This is a genomic window from Sphingopyxis sp. L1A2A, from assembly GCF_005502465.1.
Taxonomy (GTDB): domain Bacteria; phylum Pseudomonadota; class Alphaproteobacteria; order Sphingomonadales; family Sphingomonadaceae; genus Sphingopyxis.
Map to the genome: position 1 here is coordinate 37,361 of NZ_SCOT01000012.1, position 24,849 is coordinate 62,209.

The following is a 24,849-nucleotide window of genomic DNA, read 5'->3' on the forward strand; positions in this document are numbered from 1 at the left end:
CTTGACTTCCGGCCGTTTCCGGCTAATAGCGCCCCCGTGTTGCCGCGGGTTCGCTTGTGGCAATTCCGTCCGAGACAGTTGGTGCAGGGGATTTGCCCTGCTTAATTTCCAGCCGAGACGGGGAACAGTCTTTTTCGGTCGCCCGCCTGCGTGTTCAGGCGACGCGTCTTGACCGACCCCTTCGGACATCGCCAACGCAAATGCAGGTGAGCCTTGGCTCGCGCCTGTATCTGCGTTTTTTAGCCGCCCGGCGGCGCGTGCGTTTCGGCGTGGGCGCATCCGGGCACAGAGTGGAGTATAGGCATGGATCGTACGGAAAAGGCCGAAGCCGTATCCTCGCTGAACGCTACGCTGGCATCAGCTGCCTCGGTTGTGGTCGTCCGCAACCTGGGCATGACCGTCGCTCAGTCGACGGTGCTGCGCCAGCAAATGCGCGACGCAGGAGCCGACTTTCGCGTCACGAAGAACCGTCTTGCCAAAATCGCGCTCGACGGCACGTCCTATGGCGGGATCGGCGAACTGCTGACCGGCCCCACCGCCCTGGCAACCTCGACCGATCCGGTCGCGGCGGCAAAGATCGCGGTGGAATTTGCCAAGACCAACGACAAACTTGAAATCGTTGGCGGCGGCATGGGCGACGTGGTGCTCGACGTGAATGGCGTGAAGGCGCTGGCTTCGCTTCCCTCGCTCGACGAGCTGCGCGCCAAGATCATTGGTCTGGTGCAGGCTCCGGCTACCAAGGTTGCGCAGATTGCCGCAGCTCCGGCGGGCCAGTTGGCGCGGGTTTTTGGCGCATATGCCGCCAAAGAAGCAGCGTGATTTCGAACTACCTTTGAAACTTACTGCCGGGACATCCCGGTTCTGATGGAGAATGAACATGGCTGATCTTGCAAAGATCGTTGAAGAACTGTCGACGCTGACCGTCCTCGAAGCGGCTGACCTGTCGAAGATGCTCGAAGAAAAGTGGGGCGTTTCGGCTGCTGCTGCCGTTGCTGCCGCTCCGGCTGCTGCCGCTGCTGGCCCGGCTGCTGAAGAGCAGACCGAATTCGACGTCATCCTGACGGGTGACGGCGGCAACAAGATCAACGCGATTAAGGAAGTTCGCGCGATCACCGGTCTGGGCCTCGGCGAAGCCAAGGCGCTCGTCGAAAGCGCACCGAAGGCCATCAAGGAAGGCGTCAACAAGGCTGAAGCTGAGGAGCTCAAGAAGCGTCTCGAAGCAGCCGGCGCGACTGTCGAACTGAAGTAATTCGGTTGGCAGGAACCGGCCGGTTCATCCGGCCGGGCTCCAGGACAAAAGAAAAGGGCGGCGCCGCGAGGCACCGCCCTTTTTTTTGTGCGGCGAGGGACCGCCGCGGAATATCGGGATTAGCGGTTGGAATATCCCGGACGGAACGTCGTGGTGACGCTGCCGCGCGTGGGTTCGGGACGACGCACTTCCTGTTCCTGCAACGCTGGGGCGGGGCGCTGGGCGATCTCCCACGCGCTAACCGGCTTGCGCGTCATATCCTTCTGCGCGCTCAGCGTATCGTCGTAGGCGACGCGTTCCTGGCGATCGAGAAAGCGGGCGCGCTTCAGACGCTTGTTCAGCGTCGCGAACGGATTGTCCGGCGTCGGGCCAGCCATGGCCATGGCTTCGTGACGTCCCATGCTGCCGCTCGGCGCGGCGGCAAATGCCGGGGTGGTGCGCGGGGCCGAGGGGGTCTGCGCACGCGGCGTCGGTGCATAGGCGGGACTGATCCAGGGCTCGGCGTCGCTGGCCGCCGGAGCAGCCGCCATCACTGGCGCATGGCGCTGAACCGGAGCGTCCTCAGCAACCGCGCCGGATGCACGGCGACGACGGGCAAAGGCGAGGCCGGCACCGCCAACGATGAGCAGCGCCGCGGCGCCGCCAGCGATCTCCCAAGGGAAATCGCTCGTCGCTGCGGTCGCTGCGGTCGCCGTTTCGGCGGGCAGCGGCGCGGCGTCAACCGCCGGTTCGGCAGGGAGCGCCATCGGTGCGGCGATCGGCGTGATGTTCGCGGGCGGCGCTGTGTCGGCTACCGGCGCGGCGGCTGCCGCAACGGCCACCGGCGCGGCGGCAGCGGGGCGAACACGCGGAGCGGTACGCGCCGTGCGGGCCGGAGCGGGCGTTTCCGCGCGCGGCGTCGGCGGCGGCGTTGCCGTGCTTTCAACCGGTGCGATGTCGAGCGGCACCCGGATGACCGGCGCCGGGGCAGCGGTCTGCGGCGCCGCCACGGGGGCGGGCGCGCTCGGCTCGGCGACGGTGGGCGGGGTTTGCGGTGTCGGTGCCGTCGGCGCAGCGACCGGCGGGGTCATCGTGATGGTGGGCGCTTCCTGAGCGAAAGCACTGGGGGTGGACAGAACCAGGAACGCGGCAATCGCGCTCGTGGCGGGGCGGGAGAGGGCGATATTTTTCATCATAGTGAAGGACGAACGAACCGCGCCGGAAAACCGCTGCCCGAGCGTCTCCCTTTCCGGGACGAGCCGTGGCTGCCGAACGGCATGGCGAAGATTCCGCCGCTATTGGTCGCGCGCAGCGACCGGGTTTGCGACCGGACGCATGGCGCGGCCGTGGAGCGATAGGTCGAAAAAGGCCAAGTTTTTCAGGTGTGAAATACAAAAATGACAATGGCTTTGCGGTTTGGCGTCGTCCGGCGTCACCATTTCGTCATCGCGGCGCAACTTCGCCATGGTCAACGCGGGCCATGAAAACGACCGATCTTGCACCCACCCGGCTGCCGACCCATCTGCGTGAAACGCAGCGCCTGTTGTTCATCGCCAAGCACGCCCGCTGGACCGGCGGTCTGCATGCCGACGACGGCAATCACGCGCTGTATCACCGCGAAATGCGCGAGACGCTCGAGGAGCTGGGGATCGAGTTGCTGATCGCGGACAGTTATGCCGCACTGTTCGATCGGCCCGCTGCCGATTTCGTCTTCCCGCTGCTCAATCGCGGCGGCTTTTTCAATTCGGAAATGCTGCTGCCCTTGCTGTGCAACCAGCATGGCCTGCCCTATCTGGGCGCTTCGCCGATCGTGCGGGGGCTGTCCGACGACAAGCATCTGACCAAGCTGGAGGCCGCGGCACGCGGGGTGCCGACCGCGCCGTGGGCGCTGTTCCGCCGCGGCGCGCCGATCGACGTGGCGCGCTGTCCGCCCGCCCGGCGCTGGGTGATCAAACCGAACAACAGCTCGGCGTCATGGGGCGTCCGCGACGCGCACGACCGCGTCGAACTGGCGCAGTCGATCGCCGAGATCCACGCGCTCGACCATGACGCGCTCGTCGAACCCTTCATCGACGGCAGCGATATCGAAGTGCCGGTGATCACGCTGGACGACGAGCCCGCGATGCTGCCGATGATGATTTTCGAGCAAGACGATCCCACCCAGCTGCGCACCTATCAGGAAAAGCGCGATCTGGTCGGTAACGTCGGCTATTGCATCAAGCGCCTCGACGATCCGCTGATCAGCCGCCAGGTCGTCGAATATACCCGCCGCATGGCCGATGTGTTTCGTCCCTTCGACTATGGCCGCTTCGAATTCCGCGTCGATCAGGCGACCGGCGACGTGCGGCTGCTCGAGGTCAATCTCAACTGTAACCTGTGGTCGGAAAAGCTGTTCGCGCGCTCTGCGGCGATCGCGGGCTTCACCCACGCGGCGCTGATCGAAACGATCGTCGCCGAAAGCATGATCCGTCAGATCGCTCCGGCGATCGCGCGGCGCGACGCGGCATGATCGGCGCGATCCTGATCCTCGCGGGTCGTCGGCCGGGGGCGGTCGATGCGTTGGCTGCGGCTCATGGCGTCGCCGACAAATGCCTCGTCCCCGTGGCCGGGCGGCCGATGATCGCGCATGTGCTGAGCAGCGCGGCGCGTAGCGCGGCCAAGCAGATATTCATATCCACCCACCACTTGGGTTTGCTCGCCGAGCTGAATGACCCGGTGATCAAATTGTTGGGCAACCGCCTGATCGTTGTTCCCGCCGCGGACAATCTGGCGGACTCGGTTCTGGCGGTGGCAGGCGTCGCCAGTTTCCCGCTGTTGATCACGACCGCCGACAATTGTCTGCTGACGCCCGAAACGATCGCCGAAATCGGCGCCGAGGCCGCGCGTCTCTACGTCGAGGCGGGGGTGGCGCTGGCGCGGCGCGAGGATGTCCTTGCGGTGCACCCCGAAGGCCAGCGGCGCTTTTACGAATTTTCGGACGTCGCGGTGTCGAACTGCAATGCTTACTGGATCAGTCATCCTGGCGCGCTGAAGGCGACCGAGGCGTTTCGCGGCGGCGGCCAGTTCGTCAAAAAGCCGCTGCGGGTGATGCAGGCTTTCGGGCTGATCAATTTGCTGCGCTTTCGTTTCGGCCTCGGACCGATCCACCATATCTTCGCGCGTATTTCGCGGCACCTGAATCTCGAAGTCGCCCCGCTGCTGGTGAGCAACGGGGCGACGGCGATCGATGTCGACAATGAACGGTCGCTGCGCGTGACCGAGGCGCTGATGGTGCGCGTCAGTCCGCAACCCAGTTGCCGTGAAAGCCGGGCGGAACCCGGTGCGGCAGATGCACGACAGCTTGCGGTGACCCGGTAAAATCATCGGCGTTGAGGATAACCAGCGCGGTCGTCTGGTCGTTCATGTCGACGACCAGGCCGATCAGCCAGCCGTCATCCTCGGCGCCATTGGCGCTGCGCGGGACGAACACGAATTCGCCGGGGTGGCGGCCGGGGCCGAAATCGTGGATGGCGGTCGTACCGCGATCGAGATCGTGACGAAACAATCTGGTGTCGGCAATTTCCATCTCGGTGGTCGCGCGATCGGGTAGCGCAACCGAATAGGCGTAGCGATAGGGCCGCGTCGTCAGTCGCTCGTCATAGCGCGGGAATTCCTGGGGATGATCGTGAAGGACGGCGCGCGTCGTCGTTCCGGCGGCGGGGTCGATCGTCCAGCGTTCCATCCGTGACCGCTCGCTGTCCGGGCCGCGCTTGGAACTCGCGAACATCGTCTCATGCGCCACAACATCGACGATCACCTTGCCGTCCGCGGTTTCATACGCATTGGCGGGGTGAAAGACATAGCAGGGCTCGACCGGCACCCAGACGATCGTATCGCCGCTGCCTTTCCTGGGGAGGAGGCCGACGCGCGCCGGGTGGGCGTCATTCCACGCATAGGGAAAGCGATAGCCCGCGAGCAGCATCTTCATCGAGAAGGTGACCGGCAGGTCGAAAACCAACGCGTAATTTGCGGTGATCGCGCAGTCGTGGATCGAGGGGCCGTCGCTGATCGCGATGGCCTCTTCGCGGATGACGTGCGCGTTGCTGTCCATCACGACGTGCCAGACCTTGTTCGGCTCGTCGCCGCGATAAGTGATCGCGTGCGTTTCGTCGGTGACGGGGTCGTGGTGCGGATGGGCGGTGTAGGCGCCGACGAGGGTGCCGTCGAACGGGTTGTGCGCGATGGTGTTCAGCTCATAGCCCAGCTCGACAGGTTTGCCGCCCGCTTCGACGATCGCGAAGGTGCGGCCGGCGAGACCGACGACATTGGTGTTCGGGGCATCGTTGCGCCCTTCGCGCGGGCCGGGGGGCAGCGCCTCGCCCAGCATTTCGCAGGCTTCGGCGCCGCGCACCCAGCGATTGCGATACCAGTCGGCCTTGCCGCCTTCGATGCGGATGCCGTGGACCATGCCCGCGCCGGTGAACCAGTGATAGCTGGCGGGATCGGGGGCGACGGCAGGGTTGGGGCCGTTGCGCAGATAGCGGCCGGTCAGCGCGGCGGGGATCTCGCCTTCGACGCGCAGCCCTTCGAGCGTCAGTTCCTCGGTCATCGGTTGGTGGATGCCGGTGAGGAAGGGGTGCGCGTCGGTCGGGCGGGGCAGGCGCTTGCGGTTGAAGTCGGCGACCTTGCCGATGCCTTTGGTCACCGCGCCGCGGATGAGGGTTTCGACGTTGCTTGCCATGATATTGCTCCTTACGGATGTTGGCGAAAGTGCCGCCCCTCGGCTGGCCGGCAGGCCGGCCGCTCGGGATAAACTGGCCTCCGGCCAGCGTGGGGGTTGCGCTGGCGACTCGTAATGTTTACGGTGACAACATGATCGAACAAGATAACAGTGTCAACATAAAAAGCGACGGCGCGAAAGCGGCGGGCGCTTATCATCATGGCGACCTGCGCGCGGCGGTGATCGCGGCGGGGCTGAAACGGCTGGAGGCGGGCGACGATGGCGAGCTGGGCCTGCGCGCGCTGGCGCGCGACGTCGGGGTCAGCGCAACCGCGCTTTACCGCCACTTTCCGGACAAGGAAGCGTTGCTCGACGCGCTCGCCGACGAAGGGCTGCGGCGCCTCGGCGCGCGGCAGGCACAGGCGTGGCTGAAGGCCGGGGGCGGGCGCAATGGGTTCAAGGCAACGGGCATAACCTATGTCCGCTTTGCCCACGACGAGCCCGCGCTGTTCCGCCTGAGCTTTACGCGGCAGATGTCGGCGCGCCACGCCAATGTCGGCGGCGACGGCGGCGAAGTGGCCTATAACCTGCTCCGCGCCGGGGTGGGAGAGGCGTTGCCGGGGGTCGAAAACCCCGATACGGCGGCGCTGCACGCCTGGGCGCTGGTCCATGGCCTGGCGATGTTGATCCTCGACCGGCGGCTGGAATGGGACGAAGCGATGGTCGACAAGGTGGTCGGCCTGACCTTTGGCGGCATCGATTGAGGGGCGACGCGAACTGATCGCGCGATAAACAGGGGGAGGCGGCGATATGTTAGCGGTTTCTTTCCCTCTTTTCGGCTATCTGGTCTGATGACCCGGTCGCTATCCCCCCGCGTCGAGGCGATATTCTGGTTCCTCCTGACCGCAGCCGGATATTTCCTGCTCGCGAACCTGTCGCTGCACGCGACCAAGGGCGCCGACAATATCGCCGCCATCTGGCCGCCCAGCGGCTATCTTTTGGCGCTGTTGCTGTTGATGCCGGCGCACGCGCGCCTCGCCGCCTTTGCCGGCATGGCGGCGGCGAGCATCGGCGCCAACATGACCCAGGGGATCGAGGCGGCGACCGCCGCCGCCTACACCACCGCAAACGCCGCCGAGGCGGCGATTGCGCTGTGGCTGGTGCGGCGCCGCGAACCCGGCGAAATATCGTTCATGGGGCCGCGCGCGGTCGGGAGTTTTTGCTTCGCAGCCCTGATCGCAAGCGCGGCGAGCGCGGGCATGGCCGCGATATTGACCGGCAACGGGCTCGATTTCTTTCTGTCGTGGATGACGACGGTGGCGCTGGGAATGCTGATCGTCACCCCGCCGATCGTGATGCTGGCGCGGATGGTGCGATCGAACGCACTGAACAATGTGCCGACGGCGATGAAAGCCGAAGCGATCGCGCTGTTGACCGTGGCGGCCTTTGTTACCGGCGTGTCCTTTTCGCAGTCCGAATTCCCCGCCACTTTCGCGCCGTGCGTCGCGGTCATTGTTGCCTCGTACCGGCTGGGGCCGTTCGGCGCCGCGGCGGGGATGTTGATCGTCGCGATCATCGCGGCGTTGCTGACCGGGCAGGGCCATGGACCGATTGCCGCGATGGACGCGACGCAAAAGGTCGAGGTGCTGTTCCTGCAATTCTATCTGGTGACGATGCTGTTCGTCGCGCTGCCGCTCGCCGCGCTGCTGGTGGTGCAACGGCGGCTGGCGAAGCGGCTGGAACAGAGCAACCGCTGGCTGTTGCAGGCCGAGGCGGCGGCGCTGGTCGGTCATTGGCGCGTCGACCTGGTGCGCTGGACGATCCAGTGGTCGGACCAGACCTATCGCGTCCATGGGCTGGAGCCCGGGATGCCGGTCGATGTCGATTACAGCGTCGCGCAATATCTGCCCGACGACCGGGTGGCGGTGCAAAAGACGTTGGCCGACGCGGTCCGGTCGGGCGAACCGTTCGTGTTTCAGGGCCGGATTCTGCGCGCCGACGGTGAAGTCCGGCATGTGAAATCGCACGGGTCGATTGACAAGAGCCGCGGCGGCAAGGCGATCGGGATTTTCGGGACCGTCCAGGACGTCACCGAGACGGTCGAAAATGCCCGTGTGCTGGAGGCGGCGCGCAGCGCGGCCGAACGGGTCGCCAACACCGACATGCTGACCGGGCTGCCGAACCGCCGCCACACGCTGGCGTTCCTCGACCAGGCATTGCGGAACGCGACGCAGGACAGCGCGCCGCTGGCGGTCGCGATTTTCGACATCGATCATTTCAAGCAGATCAACGACCTGCACGGCCACGCCACTGGCGACAAGGTGATCCGCCGCGTCGGCCAGCGCGCCAAGGCGTCGCTGCGCGAGGATGACATGGTCGGCCGGTTCGGCGGCGAGGAATTTGTCTGCATCTTGCAGGGTCGCAGCGCGCTGTCGGCCGAACTGGTCGCCGAACGGGTGCGCAAGGCGGTTCAGGCCGATACCGACGGCGCGGCCGCTGGTTTGCCGGGGGTCACGGTCAGCATCGGGCTGGCGGTCTATGCCGGCGAGGCAAGCGTCGAAGACCTGCTCCAGCGCGCCGACAAGGCGCTCTATATGGCAAAACGCGACGGACGGAACCGGTTGCGCATGGCGGCGTAAAAGGCGTCCCGCCTTGGTCGTTGGCGGCTTAGCCCCCCGGGTCGACGGTCAGCAGGTCGCCGGGCTGGCACTCGAGCGCGGTGCAGATGGCGGCGAGGGTCGAGAAGCGGATCGCCTTGGCCTTGCCGGTTTTCAGGATCGACAGATTGGCGAGCGTGATGTCGACGCGGTCGGCCAGTTCGGTCAGCGTCATGCGCCGGTCGTGGAGCAGGTCGTCGAGCTTGACGATCACGGGCATCAGACGGTTCCTTCCAGCTCGTCGCCCATCGCGGCGCCCTGTTCGAAGATGCCGGCGAGGACAAAAACGAGCAGGATCGACAAGACCGCGTTGAGCGAAAAGTCGAAGCCGACGTTATTACGGCCGAACAGGTCGGCCGCCTCGCCCGCGGCGAGCGACAGCGGGATGCCGATCAGTTGCAGGGCGACCATCAGCCAGCCGATGGCTTTGAGCCGCACCGCATTGGCCATCGCGAACGGATCGCCCAGCGCGACGCTGCCGACGATCGCCAACAATTTGCGCATGATGGTCAGGATGAGCAGCAGCGCCACCAGGCCAAGCGCAAAGACGACATAGAGCCATGGATAGAGCGCCGCGGCATCGAGCCCGGGCTTTTCGACCGCGATCTGCTGCGCCACCTCGGTCCAGTAAAAGGGCAGGATTGCCGCCGTGGCGACGAGAATGGTCGCGGCGACGGCGATGAGACCCATGATCAAGAGGATCACCGCGCGGGTGATCAGCAGGACCGGTTGGCTAGATGGGCTTGTCATATCGAACTCCAATATGTGATATATTGAATATCAATATGCTGTATATCGCTTTTCGTCAAGAATATATCGCTTATCAATAAATAGGGCGTGATCAGCGGCATACCCGCGACCGGGGGCGATCTGGGCGCCGACAACCTGCTTTGGTGGCGGCGCCAATGCTGTTAGGTCTGCGGGCGGATCATGCGAAAGGGAGGATGCCATGCAAGGCGATGCGATGATGGCGCGGCGGATGGTGTTGGCGGCCGCGGTGGGCATGGCGGCGCTGGCGCAGGCGCCGTGGGCGCTGGCGAAATTGCCGCGCGGCGGGGTGAAGGGACTGATCGGCGGCGCGTCGGACGGGGCGCTCGACAAATTGGCGCAACCGGGCGCATTTTACCGCGACACCGCGGTGCGTATCCTGTTGCCGGGGGCGGGCGGCAAATTGGCGTCGAAGCTGTTCGGCGTTGGCGACAAGCTGGGGCTCACCACCAACCTGACCAAAAGCCTGAACGATGCCGGCGGGCAGGCGGCGGGCGAGGCGAAGCCGATCTTTCGCGCCGCGATCGACAATCTGCGCTGGACCGATGCGCCGGCTCTGGTGTCGAAAAAGGATGGCGCGACGCGCTATCTGCAGACGAGCGCGGGCGGCGTGCTGTTCACAAAAGTGTCGCCGCTGATCGGATCGGCGCTGGAGAATGTCGGCGCCTATCGCCAGCTCGACCAGCTGGCGAAGGGCAATTCGCTGATGGCGTCGGCGGGACTGACGCGCGACGGGTTGACCCGGTCGGTGACCGAGCAGGCGTTAAAGGGCATATTCCATTATATGGCGGGCGAGGAAGCGGCGCTGCGGCGCAATCCGGCGGGGTTGTTGAAGGGGGTGTTTTAGGCGTCTGGATCCCGGATCAAGTCCGGGGTGACGAAAAGAGGAAACGGTAGCTTGCGACCGATTGCGGACGTAGGATGTTCTTATTCTCTCCCCTTGAGGGAGAGATACGAAGGCTTGGCAGCTTGCTGCCTAGCCGCAGTTGAGAGGGGGTTTACGCCCGCTTGCGGCTCATCCCCTCTCCAAGCTTCGCTAGCTCCTGCGGAGCAAGCTGCGCTATCCTCTCCCTCAAGGGGAGAGGATTTGGCGTCCGCGCCCCACCCCAAAACGGACGGCCGCGATCATCGACAACCGCCCCAACAGCGTTGACACCTTGCCCCGCAAATCCTATATCGCCGTCACACCCCATCGTTCGAGATAGAGTCCGCCTTGCGCAGCGGATTGTACGGATAGGTCGGCGGGGATTTCGACAGGCGTTGGAAAGCTGCGGTAAACCGGCAACGGTTGCCTGCGGCTTTTTTCGCGTCGGAGCGCCCGCGATTTGGATTTTTGACAGGCGAGACAATCACTTATGGCGACCAAGGCGAAGTCGGTGGGCAAGACCCTCGAAGCAACCGCAAGCAAGCGGATCCGCAAGCTGTTCGGCAACATCCACGAAGCGGTGGAAATGCCTAACCTCATCGAGGTGCAGCGCGAATCCTATGAACAATTCCTGCGGTCCGACCCCTCGGTCGGCTATGTTTCGGGCCTGGAAAAGACGCTGCGCAGCGTTTTTCCGATCCGCGATTTCGCCGGCACCGCCGAGCTCGACTTCGTCCATTACGAACTCGAATCGCCGAAATATGACGTCGACGAATGCCGCCAGCGCGGCATCACCTATGCGGCGCCGATGAAGGTCACGCTGCGTCTGATCGTCTTTGAAGTCGACAGCGAAACCGACACCCGTTCGGTGCTCGATATCAAGGAGCAGGACGTTTACATGGGCGACATGCCGCTCATGACCGAGAACGGCACCTTCTTCGTCAACGGCACCGAGCGCGTCATCGTGTCGCAGATGCACCGTTCGCCGGGTGTGCTGTTCGACCATGATCGTGGCAAGACCCACTCGTCGGGCAAGTTCCTGTTCGCTGCCCGCGTCATTCCCTATCGCGGTTCGTGGCTCGATTTTGAATTCGACGCCAAGGACATCGTCAACGTCCGTATCGACCGCAAGCGCAAGCTGCCGGTGACCAGTCTGCTTTATGCGCTGGGCATGTCGGGCGAGGAAATCCTCAACCATTTCTACGACCGCCTCGTCTTTGAGCGCGCCGGGAATGGTTGGAAAGTGCCGTTCATGGTCGAAAACTGGCGCGGGTCGAAGCCGGCGTTCGACGTCGTCGACGCCAAGACCGGCGAAGTCGTGTTCGCCGCCGGGCACAAGATCAGCCCGCGCCTCGCCAACAAGGCGGCCAAGGACGGTCTCGACACGCTGCTCATCCCGACCGAGGAAATCTTTGGCCGCTATTCGGCCTATGACCTGGTCAATGACGCGACCGGCGAGATTTACATCGAAGCCGGTGACGAAGTGTCGGCCGAAAATCTCGAAAAGATCGACAGCGCCGGTATCGAGAAGCTGGTGCTGCTCGACATCGACCACAACAACACCGGTCCGTGGATCCGCAACACGCTGAAGGCCGACAAGGCCGAGGATCGCGACCAGGCGCTGAGCGACATCTACCGCGTCATGCGTCCCGGCGAACCGCCGACGCGCGAAACCGCCGAAGCGTTGTTCGGCGGCCTGTTCTTTGACCCCGAGCGGTACGACCTGTCGGCGGTGGGCCGCGTCAAGCTGAACATGCGCCTTGGCCTCGACGCCGAGGACACGGTCACCACGCTGCGCAGCGACGACATCCTCGCGGTCGTCAAGGAGCTGGTGAACCTGAAGGACGGCAAGGGCGAAATCGACGATATCGACAACCTCGGCAACCGCCGCGTCCGTTCGGTCGGCGAGCTGCTCGAAAACCAGTATCGCGTCGGCCTGCTCCGCATGGAGCGCGCGGTGAAGGAGCGCATGAGCTCGGTCGATGTGTCGACGGTCATGCCGAACGACCTGATCAACGCCAAGCCCGCGGTCGCCGCGGTGCGCGAATTCTTTGGTTCGTCGCAGCTGTCGCAGTTCATGGATCAGACCAACCCGCTGTCCGAAGTCACCCACAAGCGCCGCGTGTCGGCGCTTGGGCCGGGCGGTCTGACCCGCGAGCGTGCGGGCTTTGAAGTCCGCGACGTTCACCCGACCCATTATGGCCGTATCTGCCCGATCGAAACGCCGGAAGGCCCGAACATCGGTCTGATCAACTCGCTCGCCACCTTTGCGCGCGTCAACAAATATGGTTTCATCGAAACCCCGTACCGCAAGATCATCGACGGCAAGGTGACGACCGAGGTCGTCTATCTGTCGGCGATGGAAGAGCAGAAGCACACCGTCGCGCAGGCGAACGCCGATTTGAACGCCGACGGCAGCTTTATCGACGAGCTGATCTCGGCGCGCGAAGCGGGCGAGTTTCTGATGGCGCCCAAGGATCAGATCACGTTGATGGACGTGTCGCCGAAGCAGCTGGTTTCGGTCGCCGCGTCGCTGATCCCGTTCCTGGAAAACGATGACGCCAACCGCGCCCTGATGGGATCGAACATGCAGCGTCAGGCGGTGCCTTTGCTGCGCGCCGAGGCGCCCGTCGTCGGCACCGGCATGGAAGAAACCGTCGCGCGTGACTCCGGTGCCGCCATCGCGGCGCGCCGCGGCGGCGTGATCGACCAGGTCGATGCGACGCGTATCGTTATCCGTGCGACCGATATGGTCGAACCCGGCAAGTCGGGCGTCGACATCTATCGCCTCCAGAAGTTCCAGCGGTCGAACCAGAACACCTGCATCAACCAGCGTCCGCTGGTGAAGGTGGGCGAAATCGTGCGTGCTGGCGATATCATCGCCGACGGTCCGTCGACCGAGCTGGGCGAGCTGGCGCTGGGCAAGAATGTGCTCGTCGCGTTCATGCCGTGGAACGGCTATAATTATGAGGATAGTATCCTCATCAGCGAACGCATCGTGAAGGACGACGTCTTCACCTCGATCCACATCGAGGAATTTGAAGTCACCGCGCGCGACACCCGCCTTGGCCCTGAAGACATCACCCGCGACATCCCGAACGTCGGCGAGGAAGCGCTCCGCAACCTCGACGAAGCGGGCATCGTCTATATTGGTGCCGAAGTCGGCCCGGGCGACATTCTGGCAGGCAAGATCACCCCCAAGGGTGAATCGCCGATGACGCCGGAAGAAAAGCTGCTGCGCGCGATCTTTGGCGAAAAGGCCAGCGACGTCCGCGACACCTCGCTTCGCCTGCCGCCGGGCGTGTCGGGTACCGTCGTCGAAGTCCGCGTCTTTAACCGCCACGGCATCGACAAGGACGAGCGCGCGATCGCGATCGAACGCGAAGAGATCGAGCGGCTGAAGCAGGACGCCGACGATGAGCGCGCGATTCTGAACCGTGCGACCTTCTCGAGCCTAAAAGATTTGCTGATCGGTCAGACGACCAGCGCGGTGCCGAAGGGTCTGAAGAAGGGCGACGTCGTCAGCGAAGAGATGCTGGTCGAACTTGATCGCGCCGATTGGTGGAAGCTGGCGGTTGTCGAAGACAACAGCCAGACCGCTTTGGAAGCGATCAAGGCGCAGTATGATGACGCGATCAAGCGCATCAACGCGAAATATGAAGATCGCGTCGAAAAGCTGCAGCGCGGCGACGAACTCGCCCCGGGCGTGCTCAAGATGGTCAAGGTCTTTGTCGCGGTGAAGCGCAAGCTGCAGCCGGGCGACAAGATGGCCGGCCGTCACGGCAACAAGGGCGTCATTTCGCGGATGCTGCCGGTCGAGGACATGCCGTTCCTGGAGGATGGCACCCATGTCGACATCGTGCTGAACCCGCTGGGCGTGCCGTCGCGCATGAACGTCGGGCAGATCCTGGAAACCCACCTTGGCTGGGCTTCGCGCGGTCTGGGGCAGCGGGTGACGCAGGCGCTCGACGAATGGCGCGATGCCAATCCCGATGTGACCGGCGGTCAGATGCCCGAAGCCGTCCGCGACGCGCTTCAGCATGTCTATGGCAGTGAATATGCCGATGACATCAAGTCGCGCGATGCCGATAACATCGTTGAAATGGCCGAAAACCTACGGGTTGGCGTGCCGTTTGCGACCCCGGTGTTCGACGGTGCCAAGGAAGCCGATGTGACCAACATGCTGACCCTCGCGGGGCTGCATGAATCGGGTCAGTCGGACCTGTACGACGGCCGCACCGGCGATCGCTTCGATCGCAAGGTGACGGTGGGCTACATCTATATGCTGAAGCTCCATCACCTGGTCGACGACAAGATCCACGCGCGTTCGATCGGCCCCTACAGCCTCGTCACCCAGCAGCCGCTGGGCGGTAAGGCGCAGTTCGGTGGCCAGCGCTTCGGGGAAATGGAGGTCTGGGCGCTCCAGGCCTATGGCGCGGCGTACACGCTCCAGGAAATGCTGACGGTGAAGTCCGATGACGTGATCGGCCGCACCAAGGTTTACGAAGCGATCGTCAAGGGCGACGACACCTTCGAGGCCGGCATTCCGGAGAGCTTCAACGTGCTCGTCAAGGAAATGCGCTCGCTGGGCCTCAACGTCGAACTGTCTTCGCATGCGGAGCAGGACCCCGACGAGGCGCCCGACGCCCTTCCCGAAGCCGCCGAATAAGATCTTATCCTCACCCCCTTCGCCCAGCGCGAGGGGGGAAGAGTGGAGCTAGAATATGAACCAGCTTACCAACTTCATGAACCCGGTCGCCAAGCCCGAAACCTTTGACATGATCAAGATCGGCATCGCGAGCCCCGAGCGCATCCGTTCGTGGTCGTTCGGCGAGATCAAGAAACCCGAAACCATCAACTATCGCACGTTTAAGCCCGAGCGTGACGGCCTGTTCTGCGCCCGCATCTTTGGCCCGATCAAGGATTATGAGTGCCTGTGCGGCAAGTATAAGCGCATGAAATACAAGGGCATCGTCTGCGAAAAATGCGGTGTCGAAGTCACGGTGACCAAGGTCCGCCGCGAGCGCATGGGCCATATCGAGCTGGCCGCGCCGGTCGCGCACATCTGGTTCCTGAAGTCGCTGCCGTCGCGCATCGGCCTGTTGCTCGACATGCAGCTCAAGCAGCTTGAGCGCGTGCTGTATTTCGAAGCCTATATCGTCCTTGAGCCCGGCCTGACCCCGCTCGAGAAATTCCAGCTGCTCACCGAGGACGAACTGCTCGACGCTCAGGACGAATATGGCGAAGACGCCTTTTCGGCCGGTATCGGCGCCGAAGCGATCCGCGTCCTGCTTGAAAATCTCGATCTGGAGCAGGAACGTGTCGACCTGATGGAAGACCTGGCGACGACCAAGTCGGAGCTGAAGCCCAAGAAGATCATCAAGCGTCTCAAGGTCGTGGAATCGTTCATCGATTCGGGCAACCGCCCCGAATGGATGATCCTGGAAGTCGTTCCCGTGATCCCGCCCGAACTGCGCCCGCTGGTGCCGCTCGACGGCGGCCGCTTTGCGACGTCGGATCTGAACGATCTCTACCGCCGCGTGATCAACCGTAACAACCGTTTGAAGCGCCTGATGGAACTGCGCGCGCCGGACATCATCGTCCGCAACGAAAAGCGCATGTTGCAGGAAGCCGTCGACGCGCTGTTCGATAACGGCCGCCGCGGCCGCACGATCACGGGCGCCAACAAGCGTCCATTGAAGTCGCTGTCCGACATGCTCAAGGGCAAGCAGGGCCGCTTCCGTCAGAACCTGCTCGGCAAGCGCGTCGATTATTCGGGCCGTTCGGTCATCGTGACCGGTCCCGAACTCAAGCTGCACCAGTGCGGCCTGCCCAAGAAGATGGCGCTCGAGCTGTTCAAGCCGTTCATCTATGCCCGCCTCGACGCCAAGGGTCTGTCGATGACCCTGAAGCAGGCGAAGAAGTGGGTCGAAAAGGAACGCAAGGAAGTCTGGGACATCCTCGACGAAGTCATTCGCGAGCACCCGGTCCTGTTGAACCGCGCCCCGACGCTTCACCGCCTGGGCATCCAGGCGTTCGAGCCCGTGTTGATCGAAGGCAAGGCGATCCAGCTTCACCCGCTGGTCTGCGCCGCGTTCAATGCCGACTTTGACGGTGACCAGATGGCCGTCCACGTGCCGCTGTCGCTGGAAGCTCAGCTCGAAGCGCGCGTGCTGATGATGTCGACCAACAACATCCTGAGCCCCGCGAACGGCAAGCCGATCATCGTGCCGTCGCAGGACATGGTGCTGGGTCTTTATTATCTGTCGCTGGAACGCGATGGCGAACCCGGTGAAGGCATGTTGCTGGCCGATATGGCCGAAGTGCATCAGGCGCTGTTCACTGGTGCCGTGACGCTGCACAGCAAGGTCATCAGCCGCGTTCCGCAGACCGACGAAGCCGGCAAGGAGTATTTCAAGCGTTTTGAAACGACCCCGGGCCGTATGCTGATCGGCGAATGTTTGCCGAAATCGCACACCGTGCCGTTCGACGTCGTCAACCGCCTTCTGACCAAGAAGGAAATCGGCGACGTGATCGATCAGGTGTATCGTCACACCGGCCAGAAAGAGACCGTGCTGTTCGCCGACGCCATCATGGCGCTGGGTTTCCGCAACGCGTTCAAGGCGGGCATCTCGTTCGGCAAGGACGACATGATCATCCCGGCGTCAAAGGTCGGCATGGTCGACGAAACCCGCGCGCTGGTGAAGGATTTCGAGCAGCAGTATCAGGACGGCCTGATCACGCAGCAGGAAAAGTACAACAAGGCGATCGACGCCTGGTCGCAGTGCGGCGACAAGGTCGCGAACGCGATGATGGACGAAATCCGTGCCACGCCGATCCTGCCCGACGGCCGCATGGCCCCGATCAACTCCATCTATATGATGGCGCATTCGGGTGCCCGTGGTTCGCAGGCGCAGATGAAGCAGCTCGCCGGGATGCGCGGCCTGATGGCCAAGCCGTCGGGCGAGATCATCGAAACCCCGATCATCTCGAACTTCAAGGAAGGCCTGACCGTCCTTGAATATTTCAACTCGACCCACGGCGCCCGTAAGGGGCTGGCCGATACGGCGCTCAAGACGGCAAACTCGGGTTATCTGACCCGCCGTCTGGTCGACGTGTCGCAGGATTGCGTCGTGATCGAGGAAGATTGCGGCACCGAACGCGGCATGGAAATGCGCGCGATCATCCAGGGCGGTTCGACGATCGCCTCGCTGGGCGAGCGCATCCTGGGTCGCACGACGCTGGAAGATGTCGTCGACAAGGACGGCAATGTCATCGCGCCGGTCGGCACATTGCTCGACGAACCGACGACGCAGCGGATCGAAGACGCCGAAGTTCAGTCGGTCAAAATCCGCTCGCCGCTGGTTTGCGAAGCGGTGCTGGGCGTGTGCGGCAAATGCTATGGCCGTGACCTTGCCCGCGGGACCCCGGTGAACATCGGCGAAGCGGTCGGCGTCATCGCTGCCCAGTCGATCGGTGAACCCGGCACCCAGCTGACCATGCGTACCTTCCACATCGGTGGCGCGGCGCAGGTCAACGAACAGTCGAACGTCGAATCCATCTCGGACGGGACGATCGAATATCGTGACATGCCGACGATCGTCGATCAGCGTGGGCGCCGCCTGGCGCTGGCGCGTTCGGGCGAAGTCGCGGTGATCGACAGCGAAGGCCGCGAGCGCGCGTCGCACAAGCTGCCTTATGGTGCGCAAATCCTCCACAAGGACGGCGACAAGATCAAGAAGGGCGAGCGGATTGCCGAATGGGATCCGTTCACCATGCCGCTGATCACCGAAAAGCAGGGCGTCGTGAAATATCAGGATCTGGAAGATACCAAGACCCTGATCGAACAGGTCGACGAAGCGACGGGCATCGCCCAGCGCGTCGTGATCGAATATCGTTCGGCGGGCCGCGCCAAGAAGGAAGACCTTCAGCCGCGCCTGACCCTGCTCGACGATGCTTCGGGCGAAGCCGCGCGCTATCTGCTCGCGGTCGGCACGATGCTGTCGGTCGAGGACGGTCAGACGGTGCAGGCGGGTGACGTTCTGGCCCGTGTCAGCCGTGAAGCGTCGAAGACGCGCGACATCACCGGCGGTCTGCCGCGGGTGGCCGAGCTGTTCGAAGCACGCATTCCGAAGGACAACAGCGTCATCGCCAAGATCAGCGGCCGCATTGAATTCGTCAAGGATTACAAGGCGAAGCGCAAGATTGCGATCGTTCCGGAAGAAGGCGATCCGATCGAGTATCTGATCCCCAAGTCGAAGGTGCTGGAAGTGCAGGAAGGCGACCAGGTCAAGCGCGGCGACGCGCTGATCAGCGGTTCGCCGAACCCGCACGACATTCTGGACGTCATGGGCGTCGAGGCGCTGGCCGAATATCTGGTCGCCGAAATCCAGGAAGTGTACCGACTGCAGGGCGTGAAGATCAACGACAAGCACATCGAGGTGATCGTTCGCCAGATGCTGCAGAAGGTCGAGATCACCGCTGGCGGCGACACCACGTTGCTGCCGGGCGAACAGCTCGATTATCTGGAGATGATGGAATATAACGCCAAGCTGCCGAAGAATGGCGTGCCTGCGGAGGGCCGTCCGGTCCTGCTGGGCATCACCAAGGCGTCGCTGCAAACGCGCAGCTTCGTTTCGGCGGCATCGTTCCAGGAGACGACGCGTGTTCTCACCGAGGCGTCGGTGCAGGGCAAGGTTGACTCGCTGATCGGGCTCAAGGAAAATGTCATCGTCGGCCGCCTGATCCCGGCGGGTACCGGCGCTGCCATGAACCGTGTCCGCGTTACCGCGTCGAGCAAGGATGCCGCGCTGCGCGCTGCGATGCGCGCCGCCAACCAGGAGCATCTGATCGCTCCGACGACCGCCGCCGAAGAGCATGCCGCCGAACTGGCGCAGGGCCCCGAAGCGGCGATCGGCGACGATCCGCTGGGCAAGGTCCAGGGCGAAGACTTCACGGCCGACGATGTGATGGTCGAGGATCGTCCGGAAGGTGACAGCGAGGCATAAGCCGCCTCGTCATCGATGCCTGAGACAAAAGGGGGCTCGCCGGGTGACTGGCGAGCCCCTTTGCTTTGGGCGCGCGCGTTTCCGATGCACGCGATGACCGGGTATATTTTGCCCGTTCCCGCTCGGCACGCCACCTGATACGCCTTTGTCCATCAAGTGAATTTCGGGATGGAGGGATATCAGGATGAGCAGATCATGGCTGGCAGGCGCCGCACTGGTTCTGGCCGCGACAAGCGGCGCGGCCGCCGCGCAGGATAACAGCAACATCGAAGGCGAAGTGATCGTCACCGGCCAGCGCGCCTCGGCCGATTATCTGTCGGACGAACAAACCGTCATCGGATTGCGCCGCCCCGCCGACAGCGCGATCCAACCGGTTAAATTCACTTCGGATTCGCGCGAGGAGGAGGTTCGCAAGCGCGAAATCCATGCCATGATCGACGCGGCGATCCGCCGCGCCGATGCGGCCGGCGTCGAGCTGGTCACCGGTGAATTCGAACTGAGCAAGGTCACGCTCGCCAATTATCGCGACCTTGCGTTCGGCCGCGGCGGGCGACCCGATACCAGCGAGATTGCGGTGTTCGTCAAGGCCAAGCTGGCGGGGTCGGTCGGCAGCGCGCAATCGCGGATCGACGGCTTTATCAAGGCGGTCCCGGCAGAGGGACGCGCGTTGATCGAGCGGCGCAGCGGCATCACGCTGACGATCATCAACCCCGACCAGTATCGCGGCGAGATCGTCCGGCTGGTAGCGGCCGAAGCGTTGAAGAGTGCGACCGCCTTTGGGCCCGATTATGGGGTCGAGGTCCAGGGGCTGAACGAGCAGCTGAGCTGGGCACAGGCGAGCGCGACCGAGGTGTTCCTGTATATTCCGTATCGCTTCACGGTGCGGCCGAAATAGGAAAGGGCCCACCGGGGTGGCCGGTGAGCCCTTGGTTGCTTGGGGATAGGCGGGCCGGTGCGACTGCGCCTGAAAGGCGTCCGGCCCTGATGCTCTGCCCTTAAGGCGCGAGGATCGCGACCGCGAGGTACAGCAGCAGTGGGAGGCCGAAGCCGAGCAGCGTCAAAGCGACAAAGCCGACGCGCGTCCACAAGACGTCGAAGCCGAACTGGTCTGCCATCCCGGCGCAGACGCCGAAGATCACACCATTGCGACGATTCTTGCGAAAACCCTGTTTCATTTCTTTCCTTTCCATCCCGGCCGCATGGCCGGCGTTGATTGTGCGCCGCGGCTGATCAGGCGATCAGATTGCTGGGGCCGACGGCGGCGAGGAACATGATCGAGCAGTACAGCGAAGCAACAGCGGCAATCGCATAGCTCTTGAACGAGTCGACGTTGAAATGGGCCATGATATTTTCCTTCCTTGAACCTTCCATCCGAACCATTCGGTGGATGCCGACACTACTGCAGGGACCGTGCCAAATTCATTCATTGGCGGTTAAGCGGGGTTTGTGGCATTGCGACAGATTATTTCAGCGCAATAATTGCGGTGAATTGGTCAAAATTACCGATAATTGAAAATTGTCACGCACCAAGCGGCGCTTTGGGCGACGTGATCGATATGGCGTGGTTCGCCCAGCCGGGGATGGCACGGGCGGCTGTGGGCTGGCGTGGCGGGAGCAGCTGCGGTAGCGGCATAGGCGATGACGCTGACCCGCCTTTCATTGACTGATTTTCGCAATCATGCCGGTGCCGAGCTGGCGGCGGGGCCGGGACTGGTCGCGCTCCACGGCGACAATGGCGCGGGCAAGACCAATATATTGGAAGCGATTTCGCTGCTCGCGCCCGGCCGCGGGCTGCGCCGGGCGGCGCTGGGCGAGATGGTGCGCGACGGGGCGGCTGGCGGTTTTGCCGTGTTCGCCGAGGTTTCGGCCGCCGCCGACCTGGCGCCGGTGTCGCTGGGGACCGGGATCGAGCCTGCGCACCCGGGGCGGCGGATCGTGCGGATCAACGGCAGCGCCGCCGCCGCGGCGTCGCTGGGCGAATGGCTGGCGGTGCTGTGGCTGACCCCCGCGATGGACCGGCTGTTTGTGGAGACCGCGGGCAATCGGCGCCGCTTTCTCGATCGGCTGGTGCTCGCGCTCGATCCGCGCCACGCCCAGCACAGCAACCGGTACGAGGCGGCGCTGCGCGCGCGCGGCAAGCTGCTGGCCGACCCTGCCAGCGCCGACCCGCAATGGCTGGCCAGCCTGGAGGCGCAGCTCGCCGAACATGGCGCCGCGATGGATGCGGCGCGGCAACATATGCTGACGGCCTTGTCGGCCGAGCTGGCCGAACAGCCCGATGCGCCCTTTGCCCGCCCGCTGCTGACGCTGGTCGACAGCGACGGTGCGGCGCGCGCGGCGCCGCACGATGGCGCAGCGTTGCAGGCGTTGTTCCTGGCGCGGCGGCGGATCGACGCCGCGGCGGGGCGGGCGACCGCCGGTCCGCATCGTGACGACCTGATCGCGGTTCATGCCGCGACCGGCCGCGCCGCGGCGCGCTGTTCGACCGGCGAGCAAAAGGCGATGCTGTTGTCGCTGGTGCTGGCGCATAGCGATTGCGTCGCGCGGGCGCGGGGCCAGCGGCCGGTGTTGCTGCTCGACGAGGTCGCGGCGCATCTCGATCCCTTGCGGCGCGGCGCGCTCTATGAGCGGCTCGCGGGGCAGGGCGGGCAGGCGTGGCTGACCGGTACCGAGGCGGCGCTGTTCACCGACATGCCGGGGCCGGTGACCCGATTCTGGATCAGCGGCGGGCGGATCGCCGCCGCTTAAAGAATCTCGCGCACCAAATCCTGCGGCCGGCACAGCCGCACCCCTTTGGCGGTCTCGACGATCGGGCGTTCGACATAGGCCGGGTTGGCGGCCATCGCGGCGATGATGATTTCCTCGCTGGCGTCGTTTAACCCGCGGTCCTCGGCGTCGGTGCCGCGCAGCCGCAGCGCCGCGCGCGCGGTCAGGCCCGCGTCGGCGAACAGCTGGCGCAGCTTGTCCGCTGCATAGGGATGCTTCAGATATTCGATGACCGTCAGGTCGATGCCCGGCGTGTCTTGCAGGATCGCGAGCGTCTTGCGCGACGTGCCGCAGGCGGGGTTGTGCCAGATGGTTGCGTTCATGGACCGCGTCCTAACTTCGGCTTAGCGGACCGTAAACCCGCTATTCATAGCATATATGGCACATCTGCCCGCATGACAGGGAACCACCCGCTTGCCTTTCGCGGCCAATATACGACTTATGCAAAGTCGAAGGATCGCCAAAGGCGGCCAATGCGGGGTTGGGTTAAACGTGACTGAATTGTTCGATCGCAGGGCGATGCTCGCCGGGCTGGCCGGGGCCGGGGCGCTGGCCGCCGCGCCGTTGCGCGCGCAACTGCCCGACTGGATCCAGCAGCCGGTGGCGCCGTTACCGCCGCCGGTCGATTATCTGGCCGTCGCGCGCCAGCAGCTGGCGATGCAGAGCCGCAATATCCCGCAGACCGACCGCGTCGGCGTTGTCGATTTCGGTCTGCCATCGGCCCGGCCGCGCTTTGCGCTGGTCGATATGGTGGCGGGTAGGGTCGATATGTTCCCGGTCACCCACGGCCGAGGCTCCGACCCGCAACATGACGGCTGGCTCAAGAGCTTTTCGAACCGCATGGGCAGCCTGGCGACATCGCGCGGCGCCTATCGCACCGGCGATTATTATTGGGGCGCCAACGGGTCGTCGATGCGGCTCGCGGGGCTGGAGCCCGATAATTACAGCGCCGATATGCGCGCCATCGTCGTCCATGGTGCGTGGTACGCCGACCCGTCGCTGATCGCGACCCAGGGCAAGCTGGGGCGCAGCGAAGGATGCTTCGTCTTTGGCGAAGACCTGCTGCCGATGATCCTCTACAAACTCGGCCCGGGGCGGCTGCTGTTCGCCGACCGGCTGAGCGAGATGCCGCCGGTGCCCGCGCCATTCCAGCTGCCCCCGGTCGCCGACAATATCCGCCGCGCTGGTTCGGTCAGCGGGACGTTTCCGACGACCGCGGATTAGGCGGAGCGTCGGCTTTCGGGTAGGGAACTGCCGCCATGTTTTCGTCACCCCGGACTTGATCCGGGGTCCACGACCGCTGGCGCGGCTCTATACTGCTAGCGCGGATGGATCCCGGATCAAGTCCAGGATGACGACTGTTCAGGTCGACAAATCCGCCGCCATCCGCCGCTCAATAAATCCCGCTCGTCCCCGGCGTCGTGACGCGGGCGGTGGTTTCGACGGTCGGGACCACCGGCGGTGCCACCGGCGCGATGATCGCGGCGGTCGGACGGCCCGGCTTGGCAAAGCTGGCCACCACCGGCGCATCGCGGCCGTACAGGTCGGCGAGTTTCTTGATCCCGCCCTTGCCGTCGGGAATGACGGTCCAATAAGCGACATAGACGGGGAAGGGGTTTTCAAAGCCGAAGCGCGTCGTCTTGCCGCTGGCGATCGCCTCGCCAAAGACTTCGGGGCTTTGACCCGCGAACATCACCGCCATCAGCCCCGAAAAATGCAGCGCCTTTTCGGTGCGGATACAGCCGTGGCTGAACGCGCGGGCTGCAGCGGCAAAGGCGCCCTTTGACGGAGTGTCGTGGAGGTAGATCGCATGCTCGTTGAGCATCTCCATCTTCATCACGCCGAGCGCGTTGCCCGGGCCCGCCTTTTGCACCACCGACAAGGTCTTGCCGCTGCCCGTCCAGGTATAGCCCTGCGCGCGCGCCGAGGCGGGGTTGCGCGCGATCGTGGCGCCGATGCCTTCATTGATGATGCTGCGCGGCAGCGTCCATGTCGGGTTGACGATGATGCCGGTCGCCATCGGGTTGAGCTGCGGGGTTGCGGTCGAGGGTTTGCCGACGACGGCCTTGTGCGTCGCGATGATCGTGCCGCCGTGAACGACGCGGGTCAGATATTCGGGGACGTTGCTGACGACATAGCGGTCGCCGAGCGCGCGCGGCATCCAGCGCCAGCGTTCCATGTTGACGCGGATCGCGTTGGCATCGGCGGTCGCCTTGGTTTTGGCAAGCGAGGCCTTGAGCGCCGCGAAATCGGGGTGCACCGGGTTGAGCGCCATCAGCGTTTCGCGGATCGAACCCGCGTTCAGCGCGGTGCCGAGCAGCGACAGCAACGGTTCGCTGTCGGCGTCGCTGTCGACCATGAACCATTGTTTGCGTGCCGCATTCGGCGTGCGGCCATCGCGCAGATGGGTCGCAAGCAGCAGGAAGGTGTCGGTCGCCGTCTTGTTGAGCCGCGCCTGATCGCCCGCGAGGATCGCCGCGGCGAGGGCGTCGGGGTTATAATCCTTGGCAAACAGGCCTTCGGCGCCGATTTTCTCGATAACGCTGAGCAGCGCGGTCGCGTTTTCTTCCGACCAGTTCGGCAGTTCCATCTGCGCCGCGATCACCGGCGCATCGTCGGCAATCTTGTCGGGTTGCAGGACGACCGAATCCTCCTTCACCCCGGTTTGGGCGAGCGCGGGCGCGGCCAGCAGGCTGAGCGGGAGGAGAAAAATCGCGGCGGGGCGCGCTGAAAAAGATGCGTTTTTGGCCATGGTTAAAGCCCATAGCCAATAATGGGCGGTAGTGAAAGTGAGCTAAGCCACAGCTCATCGTCATTGCGAGGAGCGAAGCGACGCGGCAATCTCCCGCCCTCGGTCT

The 24,849-nt window shown here is 64.2% G+C and carries 20 protein-coding genes; 12 read left to right on the forward strand and 8 right to left on the reverse strand.

Annotated features, from left to right (window positions below; translation table 11 throughout):
• The first annotated feature begins 303 nt into the window (after window positions 1-303).
• Together rplJ and rplL are read left to right on the forward strand one after the other, a co-directional pair.
• Window positions 304-819 carry a 50S ribosomal protein L10 gene (gene rplJ / locus FFS68_RS09370; protein ID WP_137752930.1) on the forward strand — a complete coding sequence of 172 codons (516 nt, stop codon included), beginning with the start codon at window positions 304-306 and terminating at the stop codon, window positions 817-819.
• Between the two features lie 58 nt (window positions 820-877).
• Window positions 878-1,249 (forward strand): 50S ribosomal protein L7/L12, encoded by a 372-nt coding sequence (gene rplL, locus FFS68_RS09375; RefSeq protein WP_077032120.1) that lies wholly within the window; start codon window positions 878-880, stop codon window positions 1,247-1,249.
• A gap of 119 nt (window positions 1,250-1,368) precedes the next feature.
• Here the strand turns inward: rplL and FFS68_RS09380 are convergent, their stop codons facing one another.
• A complete protein-coding gene (locus FFS68_RS09380) occupies window positions 1,369-2,319 on the reverse strand; it encodes a hypothetical protein (RefSeq protein ID WP_137752931.1) in 951 nt (316 codons plus the stop codon).
• A 204-nt stretch (window positions 2,320-2,523) separates the two neighbouring features.
• Window positions 2,524-2,694: a hypothetical protein gene (locus FFS68_RS17870; protein ID WP_171003799.1), complete on the reverse strand. Its 171-nt coding sequence runs from the start codon at window positions 2,692-2,694 to the stop codon at window positions 2,524-2,526.
• A 14-nt stretch (window positions 2,695-2,708) separates the two neighbouring features.
• Here FFS68_RS17870 and FFS68_RS09385 point away from each other — a divergent pair, with 14 nt between their 5' ends.
• Window positions 2,709-3,737 carry a phosphoribosylglycinamide synthetase gene (locus FFS68_RS09385; protein WP_137752932.1) on the forward strand — a complete coding sequence of 343 codons (1,029 nt, stop codon included), beginning with the start codon at window positions 2,709-2,711 and terminating at the stop codon, window positions 3,735-3,737.
• Complete coding sequence (locus FFS68_RS09390) at window positions 3,734-4,585, forward strand: NTP transferase domain-containing protein (RefSeq protein ID WP_137752933.1); 852 nt, start codon at window positions 3,734-3,736, stop codon at window positions 4,583-4,585. The genes FFS68_RS09385 and FFS68_RS09390 overlap by 4 nt, the downstream gene beginning before the upstream one ends.
• On the opposite strand, the gene FFS68_RS09395 is transcribed toward FFS68_RS09390, so the two are convergent.
• Window positions 4,506-5,948, reverse strand: coding sequence for a carotenoid oxygenase family protein (locus FFS68_RS09395; RefSeq protein WP_137752934.1), 1,443 nt, complete (start codon window positions 5,946-5,948; stop codon window positions 4,506-4,508). The genes FFS68_RS09390 and FFS68_RS09395 overlap by 80 nt on opposite strands.
• A gap of 131 nt (window positions 5,949-6,079) precedes the next feature.
• Here FFS68_RS09395 and FFS68_RS09400 point away from each other — a divergent pair, with 131 nt between their 5' ends.
• Both FFS68_RS09400 and FFS68_RS09405 read left to right on the forward strand, forming a co-directional pair.
• Window positions 6,080-6,691 (forward strand): TetR/AcrR family transcriptional regulator, encoded by a 612-nt coding sequence (locus tag FFS68_RS09400; protein WP_137752935.1) that lies wholly within the window; start codon window positions 6,080-6,082, stop codon window positions 6,689-6,691.
• A gap of 87 nt (window positions 6,692-6,778) precedes the next feature.
• A complete protein-coding gene (locus tag FFS68_RS09405) occupies window positions 6,779-8,566 on the forward strand; it encodes a diguanylate cyclase (RefSeq protein ID WP_137752936.1) in 1,788 nt (595 codons plus the stop codon).
• Between the two features lie 28 nt (window positions 8,567-8,594).
• Here the strand turns inward: FFS68_RS09405 and FFS68_RS09410 are convergent, their stop codons facing one another.
• Both FFS68_RS09410 and FFS68_RS09415 read right to left on the reverse strand, forming a co-directional pair.
• Window positions 8,595-8,804 carry a helix-turn-helix transcriptional regulator gene (locus FFS68_RS09410; protein WP_137752937.1) on the reverse strand — a complete coding sequence of 70 codons (210 nt, stop codon included), beginning with the start codon at window positions 8,802-8,804 and terminating at the stop codon, window positions 8,595-8,597.
• The gene (locus FFS68_RS09415) at window positions 8,804-9,334 is read right to left on the reverse strand and encodes a DUF2975 domain-containing protein (RefSeq protein ID WP_137752938.1); all 531 of its coding nucleotides are present in this window, start codon (window positions 9,332-9,334) and stop codon (window positions 8,804-8,806) included. The genes FFS68_RS09410 and FFS68_RS09415 overlap by 1 nt, the downstream gene beginning before the upstream one ends.
• Before the next feature lie 199 nt (window positions 9,335-9,533).
• On the opposite strand from FFS68_RS09415, the gene FFS68_RS09420 reads away from it, so the two are divergent.
• The 4 genes from FFS68_RS09420 (at window position 9,534) to FFS68_RS09435 (ending at window position 20,120) form a co-directional block, all read left to right on the forward strand.
• Window positions 9,534-10,199 (forward strand): DUF4197 domain-containing protein, encoded by a 666-nt coding sequence (locus FFS68_RS09420; RefSeq protein ID WP_249340104.1) that lies wholly within the window; start codon window positions 9,534-9,536, stop codon window positions 10,197-10,199.
• 508 nt (window positions 10,200-10,707) lie between these two features.
• Window positions 10,708-14,886: a DNA-directed RNA polymerase subunit beta gene (rpoB, locus tag FFS68_RS09425; protein WP_137752939.1), complete on the forward strand. Its 4,179-nt coding sequence runs from the start codon at window positions 10,708-10,710 to the stop codon at window positions 14,884-14,886.
• A 55-nt stretch (window positions 14,887-14,941) separates the two neighbouring features.
• The gene (gene rpoC / locus FFS68_RS09430) at window positions 14,942-19,225 is read left to right on the forward strand and encodes a DNA-directed RNA polymerase subunit beta' (RefSeq protein ID WP_137752940.1); all 4,284 of its coding nucleotides are present in this window, start codon (window positions 14,942-14,944) and stop codon (window positions 19,223-19,225) included.
• A gap of 184 nt (window positions 19,226-19,409) precedes the next feature.
• Window positions 19,410-20,120 (forward strand): TonB-dependent receptor, encoded by a 711-nt coding sequence (locus FFS68_RS09435; protein ID WP_137752941.1) that lies wholly within the window; start codon window positions 19,410-19,412, stop codon window positions 20,118-20,120.
• Window positions 20,121-20,220: 100 nt separating this feature from the next.
• On the opposite strand, the gene FFS68_RS09440 is transcribed toward FFS68_RS09435, so the two are convergent.
• A complete protein-coding gene (locus tag FFS68_RS09440) occupies window positions 20,221-20,400 on the reverse strand; it encodes a PspC domain-containing protein (protein ID WP_137752942.1) in 180 nt (59 codons plus the stop codon).
• A gap of 463 nt (window positions 20,401-20,863) precedes the next feature.
• On the opposite strand from FFS68_RS09440, the gene recF reads away from it, so the two are divergent.
• A complete protein-coding gene (gene recF / locus FFS68_RS09445; protein ID WP_137752943.1) occupies window positions 20,864-21,973 on the forward strand; it encodes a DNA replication/repair protein RecF in 1,110 nt (369 codons plus the stop codon).
• Here recF and FFS68_RS09450 read toward each other — a convergent pair.
• Window positions 21,970-22,314, reverse strand: a complete 345-nt coding sequence (locus tag FFS68_RS09450; RefSeq protein WP_137752944.1) for an arsenate reductase family protein — start codon at window positions 22,312-22,314, stop codon at window positions 21,970-21,972. The two genes, recF and FFS68_RS09450, sit on opposite strands and share 4 nt — an antisense overlap.
• A gap of 169 nt (window positions 22,315-22,483) precedes the next feature.
• Here FFS68_RS09450 and FFS68_RS09455 point away from each other — a divergent pair, with 169 nt between their 5' ends.
• Complete coding sequence (locus FFS68_RS09455; RefSeq protein ID WP_249340105.1) at window positions 22,484-23,215, forward strand: murein L,D-transpeptidase catalytic domain family protein; 732 nt, start codon at window positions 22,484-22,486, stop codon at window positions 23,213-23,215.
• 169 nt (window positions 23,216-23,384) lie between these two features.
• Here the strand turns inward: FFS68_RS09455 and FFS68_RS09460 are convergent, their stop codons facing one another.
• A complete protein-coding gene (locus tag FFS68_RS09460) occupies window positions 23,385-24,743 on the reverse strand; it encodes a L,D-transpeptidase family protein (RefSeq protein ID WP_171003800.1) in 1,359 nt (452 codons plus the stop codon).
• Window positions 24,744-24,849 lie beyond the last annotated feature (106 nt).

Coding starts and splice junctions, on each gene's coding strand:
- rplJ (WP_137752930.1), top strand. CDS start 304: ATGGATCGTACGGAAAAGGCCGAAGCCGTATCCTCGCTGAACGCTACG.
- FFS68_RS09380 (WP_137752931.1), bottom strand. CDS start 2,319: ATGACCCCGCCGGTCGCTGCGCCGACGGCACCGACACCGCAAACCCCG.
- FFS68_RS09440 (WP_137752942.1), bottom strand. CDS start 20,400: ATGAAACAGGGTTTTCGCAAGAATCGTCGCAATGGTGTGATCTTCGGC.
- FFS68_RS09460 (WP_171003800.1), bottom strand. CDS start 24,743: ATGGCCAAAAACGCATCTTTTTCAGCGCGCCCCGCCGCGATTTTTCTC.
- FFS68_RS09450 (WP_137752944.1), bottom strand. CDS start 22,314: ATGAACGCAACCATCTGGCACAACCCCGCCTGCGGCACGTCGCGCAAG.
- FFS68_RS09405 (WP_137752936.1), top strand. CDS start 6,779: ATGACCCGGTCGCTATCCCCCCGCGTCGAGGCGATATTCTGGTTCCTC.
- FFS68_RS09390 (WP_137752933.1), top strand. CDS start 3,734: ATGATCGGCGCGATCCTGATCCTCGCGGGTCGTCGGCCGGGGGCGGTC.
- FFS68_RS09400 (WP_137752935.1), top strand. CDS start 6,080: ATGATCGAACAAGATAACAGTGTCAACATAAAAAGCGACGGCGCGAAA.
- rpoC (WP_137752940.1), top strand. CDS start 14,942: ATGAACCAGCTTACCAACTTCATGAACCCGGTCGCCAAGCCCGAAACC.
- rpoB (WP_137752939.1), top strand. CDS start 10,708: ATGGCGACCAAGGCGAAGTCGGTGGGCAAGACCCTCGAAGCAACCGCA.
- FFS68_RS17870 (WP_171003799.1), bottom strand. CDS start 2,694: ATGGCGAAGTTGCGCCGCGATGACGAAATGGTGACGCCGGACGACGCC.
- FFS68_RS09395 (WP_137752934.1), bottom strand. CDS start 5,948: ATGGCAAGCAACGTCGAAACCCTCATCCGCGGCGCGGTGACCAAAGGC.
- FFS68_RS09410 (WP_137752937.1), bottom strand. CDS start 8,804: ATGCCCGTGATCGTCAAGCTCGACGACCTGCTCCACGACCGGCGCATG.
- FFS68_RS09415 (WP_137752938.1), bottom strand. CDS start 9,334: ATGACAAGCCCATCTAGCCAACCGGTCCTGCTGATCACCCGCGCGGTG.
- FFS68_RS09385 (WP_137752932.1), top strand. CDS start 2,709: ATGAAAACGACCGATCTTGCACCCACCCGGCTGCCGACCCATCTGCGT.
- FFS68_RS09435 (WP_137752941.1), top strand. CDS start 19,410: ATGAGCAGATCATGGCTGGCAGGCGCCGCACTGGTTCTGGCCGCGACA.
- FFS68_RS09420 (WP_249340104.1), top strand. CDS start 9,534: ATGCAAGGCGATGCGATGATGGCGCGGCGGATGGTGTTGGCGGCCGCG.
- rplL (WP_077032120.1), top strand. CDS start 878: ATGGCTGATCTTGCAAAGATCGTTGAAGAACTGTCGACGCTGACCGTC.
- recF (WP_137752943.1), top strand. CDS start 20,864: ATGACGCTGACCCGCCTTTCATTGACTGATTTTCGCAATCATGCCGGT.